The organism is Enterococcus sp. R12, assembly GCF_058135755.1.
In genome coordinates this window covers 1,427,602-1,445,411 of sequence record NZ_CM176874.1, presented here as the reverse complement: position 1 = coordinate 1,445,411, position 17,810 = coordinate 1,427,602, and the positions used below count along the sequence as shown (strand labels likewise).

The window sequence follows — 17,810 nt, the reverse complement described above, 5'->3', positions numbered from 1 at the left end:
TCCCCTAGCCCTACTGCCAATACGCTGGAATCGTCTGCTCATAGGCGGTGATTTTCGCCTCTTCCTGCAACGTGATACTGATCTCATCGAGACCGTGGATCAATTTGTGTTTCCAGGTAGCATCGATTGCAAAGAAATGCTCCTCCCCAGCAACGATCACACATTGCCTCGGCAAGTCGATGCTGATTTTTTCAGAAGCAGACAGCGAGGCGATCCTTTGGCGAACATCCAATGGCAGCTTGATGGGCAGCAGCCCGTTTTTGGTGGCATTCATATAGAAAATATCACCGAAGCTGCCAGCAATCACGGCTTTAAAGCCGTAATCCAACAGCGCCCATGCCGCGTGCTCTCGAGAAGAGCCAGAACCAAAATTATCACCAGTGACGAGGACTTGAGCGGTCTGATATGCTGGATCATTCAAGATAAATGCTGGATTAGGCTTGCGTTGCGGCAAATAGCGCCAATCGTCAAATAAAAATTCGCCAAAGCCCGTTTTTTCAACGCGTTTCAAATAATTTTTCGGTAGGATTTGATCGGTATCGATATTGTCATTCATCAAAGGCAGCGTCGTACCTTCAAATTGCGTAAAAGCTTCCATTAACCAACACCTCCAACCACTTCTCGTACATCGACAAAGCGCCCATGAATCGCAGCTGCTGCCGCCATCGCTGGACTACACAGGTGCGTCCGCGCGTTTTTCCCTTGCCGTCCAACAAAATTGCGGTTTGATGTGGAGGCACAATGGACGCCTTCTGGTACTTTATCAGGATTCATTCCTAAGCACATGGAACAGCCAGGCTCCCGCCATTCAAAACCAGCGTCAATAAAGACTTTGTCTAAACCGATCGCTTCCGCTGCTTTACGGACAGGGCGTGAACCAGGAACGATAATACCAGTGACCCCTTCTTTGATGGTTTGACCTTTCAAAATCGCCGCTGCCTCTTGCAGATCAGACAACCGACCATTGGTACACGATCCAATAAAAATGTATTCAATAGGGATATCAGCAGCTGTCTGTCCAGGTTGCAGCGCCATATATTCATAGGCTTGCTGATCATTGTGATCCCGCACTTCAGGAAACGCATCGCTGACTGGTACCCCCATTTCTGGATTGGTTCCCCAAGTGATATAGGGTTCTAAGGTTGTTGCGTCTAGGGTGATCAGGGCATCATAGTTAGCATCTTCATCGGTATAAAGGCTTTGCCAATCAGACACCGCACTGGCAAACGCTTGCGGCGCAAAGCGTCGATCCTTCACATAAGCAAAGGTCGTTTCATCAGGTGCGATCAAGCCCATTTTCGCCCCACCTTCGATCGACATATTGCAAATGGTCATGCGTTCTTCCATCGTCAGGTTGCGGATCGTTTCGCCAAAGAATTCTACGGCATAGCCACCACCAAAATCAGTGCCATGGGTCGCGATCAATGCCAAAATAATATCTTTGGCGTACACTCCCGGCTGCAGGTGACCGGTAATCTCAACTCCCATGCGTTTCGGTTTTGTCTGCCAAATCGTCTGTGTCGCAAAGACATGCTCCACTTCACTCGTACCGATCCCAAACGCGATCGCACCGAAAGCACCATGGGTAGCAGTGTGGGAATCCCCGCAAACGATCGTTTTCCCTGGTTGGGTCAAGCCAACTTCTGGGCCAACCATGTGGACGATTCCTTGGTTGGCAGAGCCATTGTCACACAATTCGATCCCAAAATCACGACAGTTTTTACGTAACGTGTCCATTTGCTTTTTTGCAACCAGATCAGTGATGGTAAAAATATCTTTGGTAGGCACGTTGTGATCCATCGTTGCGAAGGTTTTTTCGGGACAACGGACTGTCCGTCCCGCTTGCCGTAATCCTTCGAAGGCTTGCGGTGTCGTCACTTCATGGATCATATGCAGATCGACATAAAGCAACTGCGCTTGTCCTTCTTCTCCTGTGATCACATGCCGATCCCATAGTTTATCAAACAGCGTTTTCCCCATAATTGCTCACTCCTAACTGTGCAATAACCGCTTCTGTAAAGGCAGTTGTCGTTGCTGTACCACCTAGATCACGGGTCAAGATCCCCGCATTCATTACCTCGTAACAAGCATTTTCGATGGTATCCGCCTGCTCTTCCTCTTGAAAGGACTCTCTTAGCATCATGACGACAGATAAAATCATGGAAACCGGATTGGCGCAATTTTGCCCAGCGATATCAGGTGCAGAGCCATGAATCGGTTCATATAAAGAAACCCCTTCTGCGCCATGACTTGCGCTGGGCAGCACCCCTAATGACCCTGGCAAAACCGAGGCTTCATCACTTAAAATGTCGCCAAAGAGATTTTCTGTCACGATTACATCAAAGTCTTTGGGATTTTGGATGATTTTCATAGCGGCGGAATCAACATATTGATGAGTCAACTGACAATCTGGGAATTCCTGTGCCGTTTCTTCCGCTAATCTGCGCCAAAGTCGGCTAGTCGCCAACACATTTGCTTTATCGACAGAGAGAACCCGCTTCTTCCGCGTGCGGGCGATCTCAAAAGCTTTACGCAAAATCCGTCGAATCTCTGCTTGATGATAATGATTGATGTCGTAGGCTTCTTCAGGTTTTTCTGCTTTTTCGCCAAAATAGATACCGCCAGTCAACTCACGAACGATGACAAAATCTGTCCCCCGAAGGATCGCTTCTTTAATGGGAGACAAAGCAATCACCGCATCAACTACTTTGATAGGTCGAATATTGGCGTATAGCCCTAACGCTTGACGCAAATTCAAAAGTCCTTTCTCGGGTGTTATCGGTGCGTTTTCCCAAACTGGATCACCAATGGCTCCTAAAAGGATCGCATCCGCTTGCTGGCAAGCTTGTAGTGTTTCTTGCGGCAATGGCTCTCCAGTAAGTGCCAGCGCCGCACCACCAAATGGCCGCTGGTCAAAATGAAAGCGTTGAAGATGGTCTGGACAAGCCGCTTTCAATACCGCAAGCGCACTGGCCATAATTTCTGGTCCGATGCCATCTCCTGCTAAAACCACGATCTTTTTCAAACAAGGACACCTCGATTCTTTAGAGCTGCGCTAGCCTGTACATAGGCTTTGGCTGACGCCTGCAAGACATCAAAGTCTAAGCCGATCCCGCTGATTTTTTCATTGGTTTCCTGACATTCAATAACCACGTGCACTTCCGCTTGCGCATCTTCCCCACTGGTCAAGGCAGTGATCTCATAGTTCAACAACTTCGGCTGTTGCTGGAAAATCTGATCGATCGAGTTGTAGATAGCTTGGATACTGCCTGCGCCAATGGCTGATGCCACTTGTTTTTCTTCGTCTTTGATGATAGAAACCACCGCTCCTTGATGGCCATTGGACACGTATTGCAGCTGAACTGACTCCAACTCGCAGCCATCTTCTTGGCTGCGGCCTTGGTCAGCCACCAACGCTAACAAATCTTGTTCGGTCACTTGCTTTTTCTTATCTGCCAACTCTTTGAAGCGTTTAAACAATTCATTGGTTTCTTCTTGGTCAAACTGGTAGCCCAGCTGCTGCATTTTATCGACAAACGCATGGCGGCCAGAAAGTTTGCCAAGAGGCAGTGAGTTGGTTTGTACGCCTACCAATTGCGGAGTAATGATTTCGTAAGTTTCAGGATTTTTCAAGACGCCATCTTGATGAATCCCAGATTCATGAGCATAGGCATTGCCGCCGACGATCGCTTTGTTTTTCGGTACCGTGATCCCAGACAAACGTGCCACCAGATCGCTGGTGCGTTTTGTTTCGTTTAACTTGATGTTGGAGGTAGCCTGATAGAAATCATTGCGAATATGCAACGCCAGCGCCACTTCTTCTAGTGCGGTATTGCCCGCTCGTTCGCCGATCCCGTTGATCGTTCCTTCCACCCGATCAGCACCATTTTCGATAGCTGCCAGCGCATTGGCTGTCGCCATTCCCAAGTCATCATGACAATGGGAAGAAAAAATGATCGGCTGCTCACTCTTGATATTGGCGATCAAATAGGCAAAAAGCGCACCATATTCCGTAGGATTGGTAAACCCTACTGTATCGGGCACATTGATGATCGTCGCGCCGGCATCAATCGCTGTTTGAACCGCCTCAAGCAAGAAGGCCTTATCGGTGCGGGTGGCATCTTCTGGCGAAAATTGAACTTTTTCAAAGCGTTCACGGGCATAAGCCACATGTTCTTTGATGGAAGCGAGTACTTCTGCTTTCGTCATATTCAACTTGTACTGGCGATGCACCTCACTCGTTGCTAAAAAGACATGGATCTGGGGATCGATGGCTTGATGAAGAGCTTCATAGGCACGATCAATGTCTTTTTTCTGACAACGGGCAAGTCCTGCAACGGTCATTTTCGTCACCGCCCCAGCAATCGCTTGGACTGCTTGAAAATCTCCTTCTGATGCAATCGGAAAGCCTGCTTCGATCGTATCGATCCCCCATTTTTCTAATTGCAGCGCCAGTTGAACCTTCTCTTTCGTATTGAAGTTGACTCCCGGCGTCTGTTCACCGTCTCTCAATGTGGTGTCAAAGAACTGGATTTTTCTCATCACTATTTCCTCCTTGGCAGTGGTAGGGGCACGCTTGGCGCGACCTCATTCAAACAAATTGAAAAAATGGTATAAAAAAAGCACTCCATAAAGGGTTTCCTTCATGCAATGCGAATAGGACTCTTCAAATGATGCCTTAAAAAGGCGGGTCATAGAAAAAGAGTCCTTACGATAATAATAATAAAAATGCAGCTGTTTGTTTCAATCGTTTATCCATCGTCGTCACCTATCACTTTTTTTATCTTGTTATGAAGATACCAAACAGCAGGTTCCTCTGTCAACACTTTTCCCTGAATTTTCTGAATATTTCGATAAAAAGTTCGTTTTCGCCCTGATGATGGGTTGCTTTTCTTCCTTGATGAAAATTTAAGCATAACCTGACGAGATCTTCACAGGATTTTAACCAAACCTCCACATAACACCGTTATGATAGAAATATCCCAAAAATATTTTTCACCCCTTTATCCTGCCAGTCGTATGACTGGTTTTTTTGTTGTTCCAAAGACTCGAAAAGATTGAACTTAAGGTGAGTTATTCGTATAATAAGGGGCAGCGATAAATGAGGAGGATGAAGATGCGCAACGAAATGATGCATCGTCCAGTAGTCAAACCAGAACTAGTGGCGTTTATGCGTGAAAAACAAAAACAATTACCCGGCGAACTTGGTGAAATCGAGCAAGCCGCTCATGAAAAAGAAGTGCCAATCATCCCACATGAAACTGTGGTCTTTTTGCAGTTTTTATTGGGACAGCTTCAGCCAAAAGAAATCCTTGAGATCGGCACAGCGATCGGTTTTTCTTCAAGCTTGATGGCGCAATGTGTGAAAGAGGGTCATGTCACAACGATCGATCGCTTTGACGTCATGATCCGCAAAGCCAAAGAAACCTATGCTCGCTTAGGAAATGAAGACAAAATCACGCTATTAGAAGGACAAGCGGCAGACGTCCTGCCTACATTGAGTGGTCCTTATGATTTTATCTTCATGGACAGCGCCAAATCGAAATACATTGAATTTTTACCAGAATGTCTGCGTCTATTACGCAAAGGTGGCGTGTTGATGGTGGATGACGTGTTCCAAGCTGGAACGATTCTACAACCCATCGAAGACATCCCTCGGAACCAGCGAGCGATCCATCGCAAGTTGAATCTTTTCTTGGATACCGTGATGAACCATCCTCAGCTGACCTCCACCCTCGTCCCTTTAGGAGATGGTGTGATTCTCATTACGAAAGAAGCAGATAGCGTAATCCTTGAGGAACCTGAGAAAGGTTGAGAGCAGCTGCGCTTCCTTTTTTCAAAGAAAAAATAAGAAAAGGGCGAAAAGAGATTGACATTGCTGCGCCCTTTTTCTATAATGTTATTTGTTGCTGATTGATTTCAACAGCTTAGGCGAAGTGAGCATTCGCTGAAAATTATTTGTTCCAGTAGCTCAGCCGGATAGAGCATTCGCCTTCTAAGCGAACGGTCGGGGGTTCGAATCCCTCCTGGAACGTTATATTATCGTGCATAGCGCTAGCAGATCGTTAGGAATCTTGATTCCTAGCGATTTTTTTTTGACAAATTTTTTAAAAGCCACTTTTTTCAAACGTCACTTTTACCACAAATCAGCAGCACGGTGCTTTTCTTTTACAAACAACCTATTAACTAATTATCTAAAACATCATTAATTATCACATATAGTTTTAACTGCTAAATAAATATGATATTATCCTCTCAAAGAGCGGCTTAATTGCAAAGCTCGTTTATGGTTTCCCATAATCCAGTAGCTTCACGTTTTTAGATATTATACTTCTCGAACACAACTAACAAAATTTATTCCATAGGAGGAATTTTGATGGAAGAATGTCCTTTTTGCCGTATCGTCTCTGGAAAAATAAAAAGCCATGTAATCTATGAAGATGACAGTGTTTGCGCCTTCCTTGATCATGCCAAAGACGTGGATTATCATATGCTGGTTATTCCTAAAAAACATTACACCAGTATTTTAGACTGCGACCCCGTTCTTCTTGCTCACCTCATTCAAACGGTTCAAAAAATAGCAGATCATTGTGTCACTCGCTTAGGATTTGATGGGATTAATTTGCTAAGCGCAGCAAATCAAGCAGCGGGTCAATCAGTCCCTCACTTTCATCTTCACTTGATTCCGAGAAAAAAATGTGACGGTATCAATGCGTGGCCCACATTCCATGGAGCAGCGCTCTCTTTAGAGGAAGCAGCGGCATTTTTGACCTTTGAAACAGATAGTAAGGGAGTTTAAACAAAACTCAGTAGACTAAATCTTACTTAAAAGCGCTTCTTAAAATACTTGATAATACTTTACTTGTTCTGCTAGCTGATCAGCTGGTCGAGCACCATCCAGTACATAGTCGGCTGTTTCAGCAATGATCTGTTCGTGTAAAACAAATAGCTCCCTTGCATAGGAAAGATAAGTATCTGCCCAAGTCAAAATCGCTTCTTTTGATTCGTTCGTATAATCCCGTTTAATCTGACGAGCAAAAGCAATATCTAGTGGTGTTTTCAAATAAATCACCGTATCGATCAACTGACGCAAATCTTGGTGCTCATATCCGAAGGGAAAGTCCACAAAAATGATTGGTTGAATGCTGATCGCTCTCTTCAGATCTTTTAGTAGCAGACTGATGTCATATTGATTGATCGCTGCGCGGGGATCTTGTAAAAAATAATCAAAAGATGGTGCTGAGGGCAGTGCATCGATACTATAATCATCAAAGGAGATCACTGCTCCACCTGCCAATCTACTCAATTCACGAACCAATGTCGTTTTGCCCGACGCTGTAACACCACTGACTACAATTACCTTCCCTTTCTTCATAATGTCCCTCCTCTGTCGTACCTTCAGTATAACACGCTCAACCAATCCGTTTTCTTATCCTCCCCCTGCAAAAATTATGCTATGCTTGACAAGAATAAAGAAAGTAGGTGTCCTATGGAGATAACGGTACATATCGCAAGCGGTTTTAGTAAAAATCAAACGGGTGGCAACAAGGCTGGAGTCGTTTTGCTGGAACAGCCTCTTACGCCACAACAAAAGTTAGCCATCGCAAAAGAGTTAGGCTTTTCAGAAACAGCTTTTTTATCGAAATCCCCGGAGGCCGATTTCCGATTTGACTATTTTACGCCAAAAGAAGAAGTTGACTTATGCGGACATGCAACAATTGCCTCCTTTGCTCTGTTGTCGTATTTGAACAAACTTTCCAAGCAACAGTATCGCATCGACACCAACGCCGGACGTTTGTCGATCACCATCAAAGACGGTGTCATTTTCATGGAACAGAACAAACCACTGTTTTCAGATGTGCTTTCACTAGAACAATTAGCTGACTGTTTCGATACCAATGCTATCGATGATCAAATTCCTATTCAAATCGTTTCTACTGGATTAAAGGATATCCTTGTTCCAATCAAAACAACGGCCCAGTTGCAGCAAGTTGTACCTGATTTTGAGGAAATAAAAAAAGTAAGCGCGCTGCAACAAGTAGTTGGCATGCACTTATATGCAATGGAAAAAGAACGAATCGTTTGCCGTAACTTTGCCCCATTGTTTGACATCAATGAAGAATCTGCCACAGGTACTTCCAATGCCGCTTTGGCTTGCTTCTTGCATCAAAAGTGTTCCCTTGAAAAAGAAGTGTATCGCTTTGAACAAGGCAGCAATTTAGGTGAACCTTCTGAAATCTTTGTCAAACTAGCTACGTCCTCGCGAAAGGAAATCCATCGTGTTTACGTTGGGGGCAGAGGGCATTTTTGCGAGACAGTCACCATCGACACCGATACACTGGCATAATCACAACAATTTAGGCTGATCTTCCATCAGCCTTTTTTTCCTCTTCACACAGCGTGCTCTTTTTTCCATAGCAGCCCATCAGTATCTCGAATACTAGTTTTCTCATAAAAAAAAAGAACCCAACTCGGGTTCTTTCCTTCACATTGATTTTCTATGAAATACCAACAAGTTCTGCTAACAGCTCACTGACTTTAGGCAGTGGCTCGTTCTGTAAGGCTGCTACGATTTTTGAACCGATCACTACCCCATCGCACACTCGGGCAAAGCGCTGCACGTCTGCGTGGGTCGAGACCCCGAAACCAGCTAGTACAGGAATGGGACTTTTTTCCGAAATGGCTTGCAAATGCTGATCCAGCTGTTCGTTGTATTGACGATCTTCTCCAGTGACACCGTTCACTGTCACAGCATAAACGAATCCTTCCGCTTCTTCGATCAGCGTCTGAATTCTGTCTGGAGGACTGGTCAAAGAGACCAGTGTGAGCAGCGCGAGATCCGCCGCATCAAACGTAGGCGTTACTAGCGATCGATGTTCAAAAGGTAAATCTGGAATAATCAACCCTTTCACATTTGTCGTTTTTAACTCATTTGCTAACTGTTCAATCCCATAATGAAAGAATGAATTGGCATACCCCATCAATACCAGTGGAACCTCAGAATGGATCGTTTGCAGCGCAGCAATGATCTTTTTTAAAGTGGTGCCATTGGCTAATGCCTGCATTCCAGCCGCTTGGATGACCGCTCCATCTGCGACTGGGTCTGAAAAGGGCACGCCGATTTCAATGGCGGCTGCGCCATGTGTCGTCAACAGTTCGATTTCTGCTGGCAGGCGTTCCAGTCCGTTGGCACCCGCCATGATATAAGGTACAAACAAAGGCTTGCCTTGTTTTTGGCGCTCCTTTAGTTTCATCGTCAATGTTTTGCTGGTCATTTCGCTTCCCCTTTCCGATCTTTGATTTGTTGAACATCTTTGTCCCCTCGCCCAGACAAACAGATCACTAAGCGTTCTTCTGCTGTCATCGTTGGCGCTAACTTTAAAGCATAGGCAACGGCATGAGCACTTTCCAAAGCGGGAATAATGCCTTCGATTTGAGACAAGAGATAAAAGGCGTCAACAGCTTCTTCATCAGTGACCGCGAAATACTCCGCACGCGCAATTTCCTTCAAATAAGAATGCTCGGGACCGACCCCTGGGTAATCCAAACCAGCTGAAATCGAATAGGGTTCAATCACTTGCCCATCATCGTCTTGCAGCAAATGCATTTTGGTACCATGTAAAATACCGATACTGCCTTTCGTTAAAGTCGCCGCATGCTCGGTAGTATCCACGCCTTTTCCAGCTGCTTCAACGCCAATCAAACGAACGGTTTGATCGTTGATGAAAGGGTAAAACATTCCCATCGCATTGCTGCCGCCGCCAACACAAGCAACGACTGTCGTTGGTAGTTGTCCTTCTTTTTCTAATAGTTGCCGCCGTGTCTCACTGCCAATCACACTTTGAAAATCTCGAACGATCTCTGGAAAAGGATGCGGACCGAGTACCGAACCCATCACGTAATGAGTGTGCTCGACGGTTGCGACCCAGTAGCGCAGCGCTTCATTGACAGCATCTTTCAATGTCTGATTGCCTGATGTGACTGAAACCACTTTTGCTCCCAACAATTCCATTCGAAAGACGTTTAGTGCTTGCCGCTGAACATCTACCGCGCCCATAAAAATCGTGCATTCCATACCGAACAACGCGGCCGCAGTTGCTGTGGCGACGCCATGCTGCCCAGCACCGGTCTCTGCTACCACTTTCTTTTTCCCCATCCGTTTTGCTAATAAGACTTGGCCAAGTGCATTATTGATTTTATGGGCACCCGTATGATTCAAATCTTCTCGCTTCAGATAAATTTTGGCACCGCCTAAGTGTTGTGACAAGCGCTGGGCATGATAAAGGGGGGTCTCTCTTCCTACATACTCTTGTAAATATTCCTGTAATTCAGCTTGAAAACTTGCGTCCGTTTGTGCTTCACGATAGACAGTTTCCAATTGCTTGACTGCATACATCAATGTCTCTGGCACAAACTGTCCGCCAAAAGAACCATAAAATCCTGTTTTCGTGGGATACTGAGTCATCTTTTTTTCTCCTTTACTAAATGAATAAATTGTTCGATTTTCCGACTGTCTTTCTTGCCCTGGGTTTCAACGCCTGAAGAAACATCGACAGCATAAGGCCTAAAAAGTTGGATCGCCTCTTCTACATTTTCCGCGTGCAACCCGCCAGCAATAAAAAATCGCTCAGACAACGGCAACGGTTCTCTCGCCGCTTTTTGCCAGTCAAAGGACTGGCCGTTGCCGCCAGCATAAGGGTGATCTCTTACTGGAGCGTCCAATAAACCAAAATCTGCATCGCAGCTCAGGAAATCTTGCTTTAAAGTTTCTGCTTCTCCATCAAAGGCTTGGATCACTGCGATCTTTTGATGAGCAAAAACCCCCTTCTGAATGGCTGTTTGCAAAGATGGCAGAACCTTTCCATGGAGCTGAATCGCTGTCAATTGGGCGGTTTGAATTGCCGCTTGCACTTCTTCAACACTTGGAGAAACGAAAACCCCGACTTTCCCTACATTTTCGGGAACTTGCTCCGTTATCTTGCGGACTTGGGTCGGATCGATTCTCCGACGGCTTTCGGCAAAAACAAAGCCAAGGTAATCTGCTCCTGCATTGATGGCAGTTTCGACATGCAGGCGTTCGGTGAGTCCACAAATTTTCACTTTGGTCATCGACGGCTCACCTGCAAATCTGCCGCTGTTTCAACAATTCGATTGCTCCTCATCAACGTTTCTCCAACGAGGACTCCATGATAAAACGGTGCAAGCTGCAGCACATCTGCGGCCGTTCGAATACCAGATTCACTGATATAAACCGCCTCTGATGGCTGAGGTGCTAAAGCAACACTGACATCCAAGGAAACGTCAAAAGTTTTTAGGTCACGATTGTTGACGCCGATGATTTTGGCACCTAATGCTTGGGCTTGTTGAAATTCAGCCGCATTATGAGTCTCAACGAGTACTTCCAACCCTAGTGCTTCAGCTTCTTGATACAGCGCGACGAAACGGGCTGGCTCTAACGCAGCCACGATCAATAAAACGATACTGGCACCCGCATTCTTGGCGCGAATCAATTGTTTTTTGTCGATAATGAAGTCTTTGCATAGTATAGGCACCGAAACAGCCTTACTGACTGCTTCAAGATCTGCCAGCGAGCCTTTGAAAAATTGCTGGTCGGTCAAAACGGAAATCCCGCTGACACCCGCGGCTTCATAAGCTTGCGCTTGCGTGACTGGGTCGATCGCTTGATTAATGTCTCCTTTTGAAGGTGAAGCTCGCTTGATTTCAGCAATGAGGTGCATCTTTTGTGGTCGGTCCTTGACTTGCTGATAAAATGATGGGCGTTTCGCTACGACCTTTTCGGTTTCTTGTGGCATCGCGGCAACTTCTTCAACTTTTTTCTGGATGATCGTTTCTAAAAAATCCATGATTCTCCTCCTTACAGCTTTCGTAGTTATTGGCTATTTGACTGGCGGATCAACTCCTGCAGTTTGTCATAGGCGGCACCCGAAGCGATACACGCCCGTGCCATCGCAAACCCTTCTGCTAGCGTGGTGGCTTTGCCGTTAGCGTAAAAGCCTAACCCTGCATTTAAGACCACCGTTTCTAGATAAACGGAGGGTTGATTTTTCAACACCGCAGTTAAGATCGCCGCATTTTGAGCGGCATCCCCGCCGACGATCGCCTCGATCGGCGCTGGCGTAAAGCCGTACGCTTGTGGATCCAAAGAAAAATTGGCTACCTCTCCTCCTTGATAAAAGCTGATCGCAGTTTCACCTGCCAAATTGGCTTCATCCATTCCGTTGCATCCATGGATCACCATTGCTCTTTGCCGACCAAGACTGCCTAACGCCTGAGCGGTGTCGGCCAAGCTCTCGCCTGCGTAAGTCCCAATCAGTTGCGTAGTCAACGGAACAGGATTGATCAAGGGGCCTAATAGATTAAAAATCGTTGGCGTTGCTAATTCTTGCCGTATCTTCATCACTGCTTTCATGCCGGGATGCAACGAGGGAGCGAAGAGAAACGCGATGCCGACAGTCGTTAATAGCTCAGCGATTTTTTCTGGTGATGCTTGGATCGATACCCCCAAGCAGGCTAAGACATCGGCACTGCCTGAACGACTAGAGATACTGCGATTGCCGTGTTTTGCCATCGTGATTCCCCCAGCTGCTATCACGAAAGCAGCCGTAGTGGAGACATTAAAACTATTGGAGTGGTCTCCGCCAGTACCGCAATTGTCCATGGCGTCTCCTCCTTCATAAGGAATGGTCACGGCATGCTCTAACATGATTTCCGCTAAAGCGGTCAATTCGGCGGCTGTGATGCCGTTGATCTTCATCGCAACTAACGCTGCCCCCAATTGACTTTCTGAAAACATCCCGTTTAAAATTCCTTGAGCAAAGTGGCGCATCTCCTGATAACTTAAATGACTGCCATTAAAAAGCTGCTGGGTGATTTGCTGCGGCTGCTGTATTTTGACTGCTTCCATAAATGTTCCTCCTTTTTCATTTGCTGCTTTTTGCTGATTTCTCTGAAATGAGTTCAAGAAACCGTTGGATAAAAAACGCCCCTTCGTTTGTCCCCATTGATTCTGGGTGGAATTGAAGGCCTATGATCGGCTTTTGTCGATGCTGGATCGCCATGATGATCCCTTTTGTTTCAGCCAATACCTCAAATTGTGCAGGAAGGGTCGCTGGCTCAATGACCAGCGAGTGATAGCGCATGACAGTCATGTCTCCTAGGTAGGTTTCGAATACGCCTTTTTTCTGATACGTAAGGCTCGATTGCTTTCCGTGCATAATGGCTGGTGCTTGGACCACTTTGGCACCAAACGCTTCTCCAATGGCTTGATGACCTAAGCAGATCCCTAAAAGCGGCTTGCTATCATGGTGTGCTTTGATCAAAGGAATCATGAATCCTGCCTCTGCGGGACGTCCTGGTCCTGGAGAAAAAATGATGGCATCTGCTTCTTCAGCAACAAGGAAAAGGTCTGGATCATCATTTCGCAAGACGACTGTTTCTTCTGGACAGAGCTGGAGAAGATTGTAAGTAAACGAATCATAGTTATCGACGAGTAAAATCATTGGCTGACACCTCCAATAGTGCTTTGGCTTTGTATAAGGTTTCGTGGTATTCAGATGAGGGATCAGAATCATAAACGACACCCGCCCCTGCCTGGACATAAGCGATCGCGTCTTTCAAAACCATTGTCCGAATCCCGATGGCAAAATCCGCTTGATCGTTTCGAGAAAAATACCCAACGGCTCCCGCATAGACCCCTCTTCGAACAGCTTCCCATTGATAGATGCGAGTCATGGCACGAATCTTTGGTGCCCCGCTGACCGTGCCTGCTGGCAGGGTTGCTTTCAAGGCATCCATTGCCGTCACACCTGCTCTGCGCTTGGCAGCCACCACCGAAACGATATGCATGACATAGCGGTATTTCTCGATCACCATGTATAAAGGAACATGAACCGTGCCATGTTCAGCGATTCGGCCCAAATCATTGCGCCCCAGATCGATCAGCATTTGGTGCTCTGCACGTTCTTTTTCATCTGCTAATAGTTCCGCCGCCAAAGCTTCGTCTTCTGCTTTGGTTGCCCCTCGTTTGCGGGTACCAGCGATTGGATTTGTGGTGATCGTTGTTCCTTGAACCCGAATCAAGCTTTCAGGTGAACTGCCGATCACTTTGAATCCGTGATCGAAATCAAGATAATAGAGGTAGGCAGACGGATTCGTCACTCGCAGTTTTCGGTAATAGTCAAAAGGATCTTGCGTAAATGCTGCTTGCAGACGTTGGGAAGGAACCACTTGAAACATATCCCCTGCCGTAATTCGGGCTTTTGCCTCACGAACGATCGTTTCATAGGCATGTTGGGTAACATTACTTGTAAAATGCAGCTTTTCATTCGATAACCCACGGGTCTCAGCTGCGACCGGTGTCCTTAATTGCTGCTGCACCGCTTGGAGTACCTGCTTCATCTCGGCGGTCCCCCTTTGGCTGTAGCAATTTTCAAGGATGATGGTCAAGGTTTCCCTTTGATGGTCCAGAACGAGAAAGGTTTCAAAAAGCCAAAAGGCCATATCAGGCACCTGCAATTCATCTGCGGGCAGTTGTCCAATATCTTCATAGCAAGCTGCGATATCATAGCCCGCATACCCGATCGCCCCACTTTGCAACGGCAGATTCGGTAAAGCGGTGGTTTCTTTTTTGACTACATACCGTTCCATTTCTTTTAAAGGGTCCTGACAGGGATACTTGTTGACCATTTTTTCCAAAAGATCTTCCACTTGAAAAACACCATCCTTAAAGGTCAGTTTCTGAACAGGATCAAAGGTGAGGATCGAATAGCGTCCCGTATCTTCTTCTCTGGGAATACTTTCCAGTAAACATTTATGCGCCCCTTGAATCCGTAAAAACACTGAGACAGGTGTCAAACAATCGCTGTTGATTCGTTCCATTCGATACATAAGCTGCTCCTTTCTTTGTAAACAAAAAGCCCTCAAGCAAACATCATAAAAACGTCTGCTTGAGGGCGAATGACCGCGGTACCACCTCAATTGAAAGTTGCCTAAAAAAACAACTTCTTCTCTATCAACCGTCTAACAACGGTCTTCCTCTATAACGGGAGTTCCCGCATTTTCCTACTGCCAAAAAAAGGGTTCAAAAAATGATCGGCTAAGGCCATTTCCTTGATTTCTTGGTATCGGACTCTCATCACCGCCGACTTTCTGTAACCAAAAAAGACTCAAGTACTTCTCTTAGTTTGATTTTACGTTTATTTTTTTTATTGGTTGAAGGGCAAGAAAAACAAAAAAGCCCTCATGCAAACAAACTCGTCTGCATGAGGGCGATTACTCACGGTGCCACCTCAATTGGTTCTCTAGATCGTCTATCAACGATCGTTCTCTGTAACGGGAGATCCCGAAAAAAGCCTACTGATTTCAGCCTTTCGACACAAAAGTCCATTTCTGAAGCGTCAATCTGCTGATTTACACCACCATCAGCTCTCTGCAAGACGAACGTCCTCATACTTCTCTTTTGTTTGGTCTTTACTAGTTATTGGTAGCTATATTACGTGGCTTTTGCTGATCTGTCAACAGAAAAAAGCGAATTTTCTTTTTTTGTCTCCTTTTGACAATACAAGAAAACAACCTACAATGGGTTGCCTTAACCAAAATAAAAAGACATTCTTTAGGACAAAAATCTCCTTCACTTCTTTCAGCGTACTTAATTATAACTGCTACTCTATTTAAATAATATTTGTTTTTTTATAACCCTTACGTGAAGATTAAAGAGTGAAAGCTTTGCTATAATTTTGCCAAAAAATCGACATTTACCCAAAATTTTCATAACATCATGAAAAAAAAGAATTGTTATTTGAAATATTCTTCTATATGATTGAACCGAATGTAAGAAAGGGTGATTAAATGCACATAGACAAATTATATTTTTCCACCTTTATTTATAAAATGAGCTGCTTAGAATTTACTTACTCTCTCATTCAATCCAATGAGAAAATAGTCGAATTATCCGAGGAAGAACAAGCAGAAATTGAATGGATCATCAATTCTGCGCTCCATCGAAAACTCTACGCCTCTCGCAAAAAGAGTCTTTTTTCCTCAAAAATAAAATTGTCGAAAGAAAGTTATTCTATGTATTTGCGAATGAAGAAATACGAACACATGATAGACCTTTAACCGTTAAAACACATAAAACAAACGCATTCCTTTAGACAGTTACTCAGAAGGTTGTCGATCCCATCTTTTTTAATAAAAAAAACATCATCCAGTGAATTGGAAATAGCAAAACTTGCCTTTTTCGTATAAAATCAAAAAGAACACGAAAGAGTTGTCTTTCATCAAAACAGTCAATGTGACTCTTTTGATGAAAGACTCGGAAAGGAAGTTTTTGTCATGGATGGGATGATGAAAAAAATCATTACGGAGAAGGATTTATTACGTCAGATCCTTCTCTTGGAACAACTGGCGAATCACAAAATGATCACTGCCAAGCAACTAGCAAAATTGATCGATACGACGGAGCGAACCGTTTTTTCCGATTTAACCTATATTCGCCAACAATTGCCTGATGGTTGGCAGATCGAAGCTGCCAGTAGCGGCTTTGCTCTGACCCATGATGGGCCATTGTTGATGAGTCAGCTCTGGGAAACGTTTTTCCCTCAATCGATCGGTGTTTCTTTGATGAAAGCATTGCTTTTTTCCAGCGAACTCCGTACGCAAGATATTCTTAGCCAAACAGGAACATCCTATGAGACCTTGCGACGACATGTGACAAAATTAAACAAAAGTCTCACTGATTTTTCGTTGCGGATTCGGATCACCAATCGCATGATCCGCTTTGAAGGAAGTGAGATCAACATCCGTGTTTTTTTTCATCGCCTGTTACTGCCATACACCCATAACAATTACTTTTTTGAGGAATATACGATTCATGAGTCCCACTATTATCATTTCTTGGATCGCTTAGCAAAAGCCAAGCTGCAGATTGAAGTGGAACAAATCTACGGTACCTGCTGGTTTTTTATCAATACGATTCGCATCAAAGCCAATTGCCGTATCGATTCCTTTGAATTTCAGGGGGACGATCCCCTTTATAGCCTTTTCCAACAGCCATTAAGCCATCTGTATCAAAAAGAAGGCGTTTATTTAGAACGCAGCGAACACTTCTTTAGCTTCTACTGCTTCTTAGAAAGTTGGAACTACAATAACGACTGGTCCGCAACGATCCAAGCAATTCTTGAATCCTACAAAACTATTTATCAGAAAACGACCCATTTTGTTGGAAAACTAGACCGCTTGTTGCAGTTGTCTTTAGCTAGTGATACACAACTGATTGAGAATCTACTGTTGCTTTTGATCAAATCGCAAGAGTCAGCCAAGCTCTCAGAACTGTTCGGGCTCGAATTTCACGAGATCCAACGGTTAAATCAACCCTATTCGCTATCGATCGAAGCGACGATCCATGACTTTTTAGAAGAGCAAACAGCCAGTCAATCGGAAATGAGTTTTCCATTATGGTCAACCACCACCTTACTGATCCAACAAGCGATTTTACAAATCAATCCCATTCGCGCAAAAGGGTATTTTGTTTTCCAAGGTGAGCCTGCCTGGAAAGCTTATCTCCTGCAAGAATTGAATGACTTCCTCGGTGCCCGCATCCTTTTATCGGCGATCGAGCCTGGTCAACTAGAAGCGTTGGTGAAAATCGAGGTTGATTTTATTCTCTCAAATTTCCCTTTAGAGGAAGTATCTGTTCCAGTTTTTTACTTATCGATGGTACCAACGAAAAATGAGCTCAATCAAGTGACTGAGCTCATCCAAACCTATTATTTAAGCTATCGCTAGAATCA

The 17,810-nt window shown here is 45.0% G+C and carries 16 protein-coding genes, 1 tRNA gene and 2 other annotated features; of the genes, 5 read left to right on the top strand and 12 right to left on the bottom strand.

Annotated features, from left to right (window positions below):
* Positions 1 to 10 precede the first annotated feature (10 nt).
* The 4 genes from leuD to ACTW1R_RS06610 are packed head-to-tail and all read right to left on the bottom strand — an operon-like array spanning position 11 to position 4,542.
* Positions 11 to 598: a 3-isopropylmalate dehydratase small subunit gene (gene leuD, locus ACTW1R_RS06625; RefSeq protein ID WP_489927540.1), complete on the bottom strand. Its 588-nt coding sequence runs from the start codon at positions 596 to 598 to the stop codon at positions 11 to 13.
* A complete protein-coding gene (leuC, locus tag ACTW1R_RS06620; RefSeq protein ID WP_375826332.1) occupies positions 598 to 1,980 on the bottom strand; it encodes a 3-isopropylmalate dehydratase large subunit in 1,383 nt (460 codons plus the stop codon). The genes leuD and leuC overlap by 1 nt, the downstream gene beginning before the upstream one ends.
* Positions 1,961 to 3,025, bottom strand: a complete 1,065-nt coding sequence (leuB, locus tag ACTW1R_RS06615) for a 3-isopropylmalate dehydrogenase (RefSeq protein WP_375826331.1) — start codon at positions 3,023 to 3,025, stop codon at positions 1,961 to 1,963. Before leuB ends, leuC begins: the two co-directional genes overlap by 20 nt.
* Positions 3,022 to 4,542, bottom strand: a complete 1,521-nt coding sequence (locus ACTW1R_RS06610; protein ID WP_086338358.1) for a 2-isopropylmalate synthase — start codon at positions 4,540 to 4,542, stop codon at positions 3,022 to 3,024. The genes leuB and ACTW1R_RS06610 overlap by 4 nt, the downstream gene beginning before the upstream one ends.
* A gap of 574 nt (positions 4,543 to 5,116) precedes the next feature.
* Here ACTW1R_RS06610 and ACTW1R_RS06605 point away from each other — a divergent pair.
* The 3 genes from ACTW1R_RS06605 to ACTW1R_RS06595 all read left to right on the top strand — a co-directional run bounded on the left by ACTW1R_RS06605 (position 5,117) and on the right by ACTW1R_RS06595 (position 6,799).
* Complete coding sequence (locus tag ACTW1R_RS06605; protein WP_005225745.1) at positions 5,117 to 5,815, top strand: O-methyltransferase; 699 nt, start codon at positions 5,117 to 5,119, stop codon at positions 5,813 to 5,815.
* Positions 5,816 to 5,960: 145 nt separating this feature from the next.
* Positions 5,961 to 6,034: transfer RNA gene (locus ACTW1R_RS06600), tRNA-Arg, on the top strand.
* 342 nt (positions 6,035 to 6,376) lie between these two features.
* Positions 6,377 to 6,799: an HIT family protein gene (locus ACTW1R_RS06595; RefSeq protein ID WP_086338359.1), complete on the top strand. Its 423-nt coding sequence runs from the start codon at positions 6,377 to 6,379 to the stop codon at positions 6,797 to 6,799.
* A gap of 39 nt (positions 6,800 to 6,838) precedes the next feature.
* On the opposite strand, the gene ACTW1R_RS06590 is transcribed toward ACTW1R_RS06595, so the two are convergent.
* On the bottom strand, positions 6,839 to 7,375 hold the full coding sequence (locus tag ACTW1R_RS06590) for an AAA family ATPase (RefSeq protein ID WP_375826330.1): 537 nt from the start codon (positions 7,373 to 7,375) through the stop codon (positions 6,839 to 6,841).
* 114 nt (positions 7,376 to 7,489) lie between these two features.
* Here ACTW1R_RS06590 and ACTW1R_RS06585 point away from each other — a divergent pair, with 114 nt between their 5' ends.
* Entirely contained in the window at positions 7,490 to 8,347 is an 858-nt protein-coding gene (locus ACTW1R_RS06585; RefSeq protein WP_375826329.1) for a PhzF family phenazine biosynthesis protein, read from the top strand.
* A gap of 151 nt (positions 8,348 to 8,498) precedes the next feature.
* Here the strand turns inward: ACTW1R_RS06585 and trpA are convergent, their stop codons facing one another.
* From trpA to trpE, 7 genes are read right to left on the bottom strand one after another with little or no spacing between them, the layout of a single operon-like run.
* On the bottom strand, positions 8,499 to 9,275 hold the full coding sequence (gene trpA, locus ACTW1R_RS06580) for a tryptophan synthase subunit alpha (RefSeq protein WP_005225741.1): 777 nt from the start codon (positions 9,273 to 9,275) through the stop codon (positions 8,499 to 8,501).
* Positions 9,272 to 10,465 carry a tryptophan synthase subunit beta gene (gene trpB, locus ACTW1R_RS06575; RefSeq protein WP_369674862.1) on the bottom strand — a complete coding sequence of 398 codons (1,194 nt, stop codon included), beginning with the start codon at positions 10,463 to 10,465 and terminating at the stop codon, positions 9,272 to 9,274. The genes trpA and trpB overlap by 4 nt, the downstream gene beginning before the upstream one ends.
* Positions 10,462 to 11,109, bottom strand: a complete 648-nt coding sequence (locus ACTW1R_RS06570; protein WP_375826328.1) for a phosphoribosylanthranilate isomerase — start codon at positions 11,107 to 11,109, stop codon at positions 10,462 to 10,464. Before ACTW1R_RS06570 ends, trpB begins: the two co-directional genes overlap by 4 nt.
* The gene (gene trpC / locus ACTW1R_RS06565) at positions 11,106 to 11,864 is read right to left on the bottom strand and encodes an indole-3-glycerol phosphate synthase TrpC (protein WP_375826327.1); all 759 of its coding nucleotides are present in this window, start codon (positions 11,862 to 11,864) and stop codon (positions 11,106 to 11,108) included. The genes ACTW1R_RS06570 and trpC overlap by 4 nt, the downstream gene beginning before the upstream one ends.
* A 26-nt stretch (positions 11,865 to 11,890) precedes the next feature.
* Entirely contained in the window at positions 11,891 to 12,925 is a 1,035-nt protein-coding gene (trpD, locus tag ACTW1R_RS06560) for an anthranilate phosphoribosyltransferase (protein WP_375826326.1), read from the bottom strand.
* A 16-nt stretch (positions 12,926 to 12,941) separates the two neighbouring features.
* A complete protein-coding gene (locus ACTW1R_RS06555) occupies positions 12,942 to 13,520 on the bottom strand; it encodes an aminodeoxychorismate/anthranilate synthase component II (RefSeq protein ID WP_375826325.1) in 579 nt (192 codons plus the stop codon).
* Positions 13,501 to 14,907, bottom strand: a complete 1,407-nt coding sequence (gene trpE / locus ACTW1R_RS06550; RefSeq protein WP_375826324.1) for an anthranilate synthase component I — start codon at positions 14,905 to 14,907, stop codon at positions 13,501 to 13,503. The genes ACTW1R_RS06555 and trpE overlap by 20 nt, the downstream gene beginning before the upstream one ends.
* A gap of 58 nt (positions 14,908 to 14,965) precedes the next feature.
* Positions 14,966 to 15,213 (bottom strand) — a binding site (T-box leader).
* A gap of 67 nt (positions 15,214 to 15,280) precedes the next feature.
* Positions 15,281 to 15,493 (bottom strand) — a binding site (T-box leader).
* Between the two features lie 860 nt (positions 15,494 to 16,353).
* Between trpE and mafR the strand changes: the two genes are divergently transcribed.
* Positions 16,354 to 17,805, top strand: a complete 1,452-nt coding sequence (gene mafR, locus ACTW1R_RS06545; protein ID WP_375826323.1) for a global transcriptional activator MafR — start codon at positions 16,354 to 16,356, stop codon at positions 17,803 to 17,805.
* The last annotated feature ends 5 nt before the right edge of the window (positions 17,806 to 17,810 follow it).

What these genes read in the sequence shown, in the direction of transcription:
- ACTW1R_RS06590 (WP_375826330.1), bottom strand. Translation starts at nt 7,375, where the DNA reads ATGAAGAAAGGGAAGGTAATTGTAGTCAGTGGTGTTACAGCGTCGGGC.
- trpC (WP_375826327.1), bottom strand. Translation starts at nt 11,864, where the DNA reads ATGGATTTTTTAGAAACGATCATCCAGAAAAAAGTTGAAGAAGTTGCC.
- trpE (WP_375826324.1), bottom strand. Translation starts at nt 14,907, where the DNA reads ATGTATCGAATGGAACGAATCAACAGCGATTGTTTGACACCTGTCTCA.
- ACTW1R_RS06555 (WP_375826325.1), bottom strand. Translation starts at nt 13,520, where the DNA reads ATGATTTTACTCGTCGATAACTATGATTCGTTTACTTACAATCTTCTC.
- ACTW1R_RS06595 (WP_086338359.1), top strand. Translation starts at nt 6,377, where the DNA reads ATGGAAGAATGTCCTTTTTGCCGTATCGTCTCTGGAAAAATAAAAAGC.
- trpA (WP_005225741.1), bottom strand. Translation starts at nt 9,275, where the DNA reads ATGACCAGCAAAACATTGACGATGAAACTAAAGGAGCGCCAAAAACAA.
- ACTW1R_RS06610 (WP_086338358.1), bottom strand. Translation starts at nt 4,542, where the DNA reads ATGAGAAAAATCCAGTTCTTTGACACCACATTGAGAGACGGTGAACAG.
- leuC (WP_375826332.1), bottom strand. Translation starts at nt 1,980, where the DNA reads ATGGGGAAAACGCTGTTTGATAAACTATGGGATCGGCATGTGATCACA.
- ACTW1R_RS06570 (WP_375826328.1), bottom strand. Translation starts at nt 11,109, where the DNA reads ATGACCAAAGTGAAAATTTGTGGACTCACCGAACGCCTGCATGTCGAA.
- ACTW1R_RS06585 (WP_375826329.1), top strand. Translation starts at nt 7,490, where the DNA reads ATGGAGATAACGGTACATATCGCAAGCGGTTTTAGTAAAAATCAAACG.
- trpB (WP_369674862.1), bottom strand. Translation starts at nt 10,465, where the DNA reads ATGACTCAGTATCCCACGAAAACAGGATTTTATGGTTCTTTTGGCGGA.
- leuD (WP_489927540.1), bottom strand. Translation starts at nt 598, where the DNA reads ATGGAAGCTTTTACGCAATTTGAAGGTACGACGCTGCCTTTGATGAAT.
- ACTW1R_RS06605 (WP_005225745.1), top strand. Translation starts at nt 5,117, where the DNA reads ATGCGCAACGAAATGATGCATCGTCCAGTAGTCAAACCAGAACTAGTG.
- mafR (WP_375826323.1), top strand. Translation starts at nt 16,354, where the DNA reads ATGGATGGGATGATGAAAAAAATCATTACGGAGAAGGATTTATTACGT.
- trpD (WP_375826326.1), bottom strand. Translation starts at nt 12,925, where the DNA reads ATGGAAGCAGTCAAAATACAGCAGCCGCAGCAAATCACCCAGCAGCTT.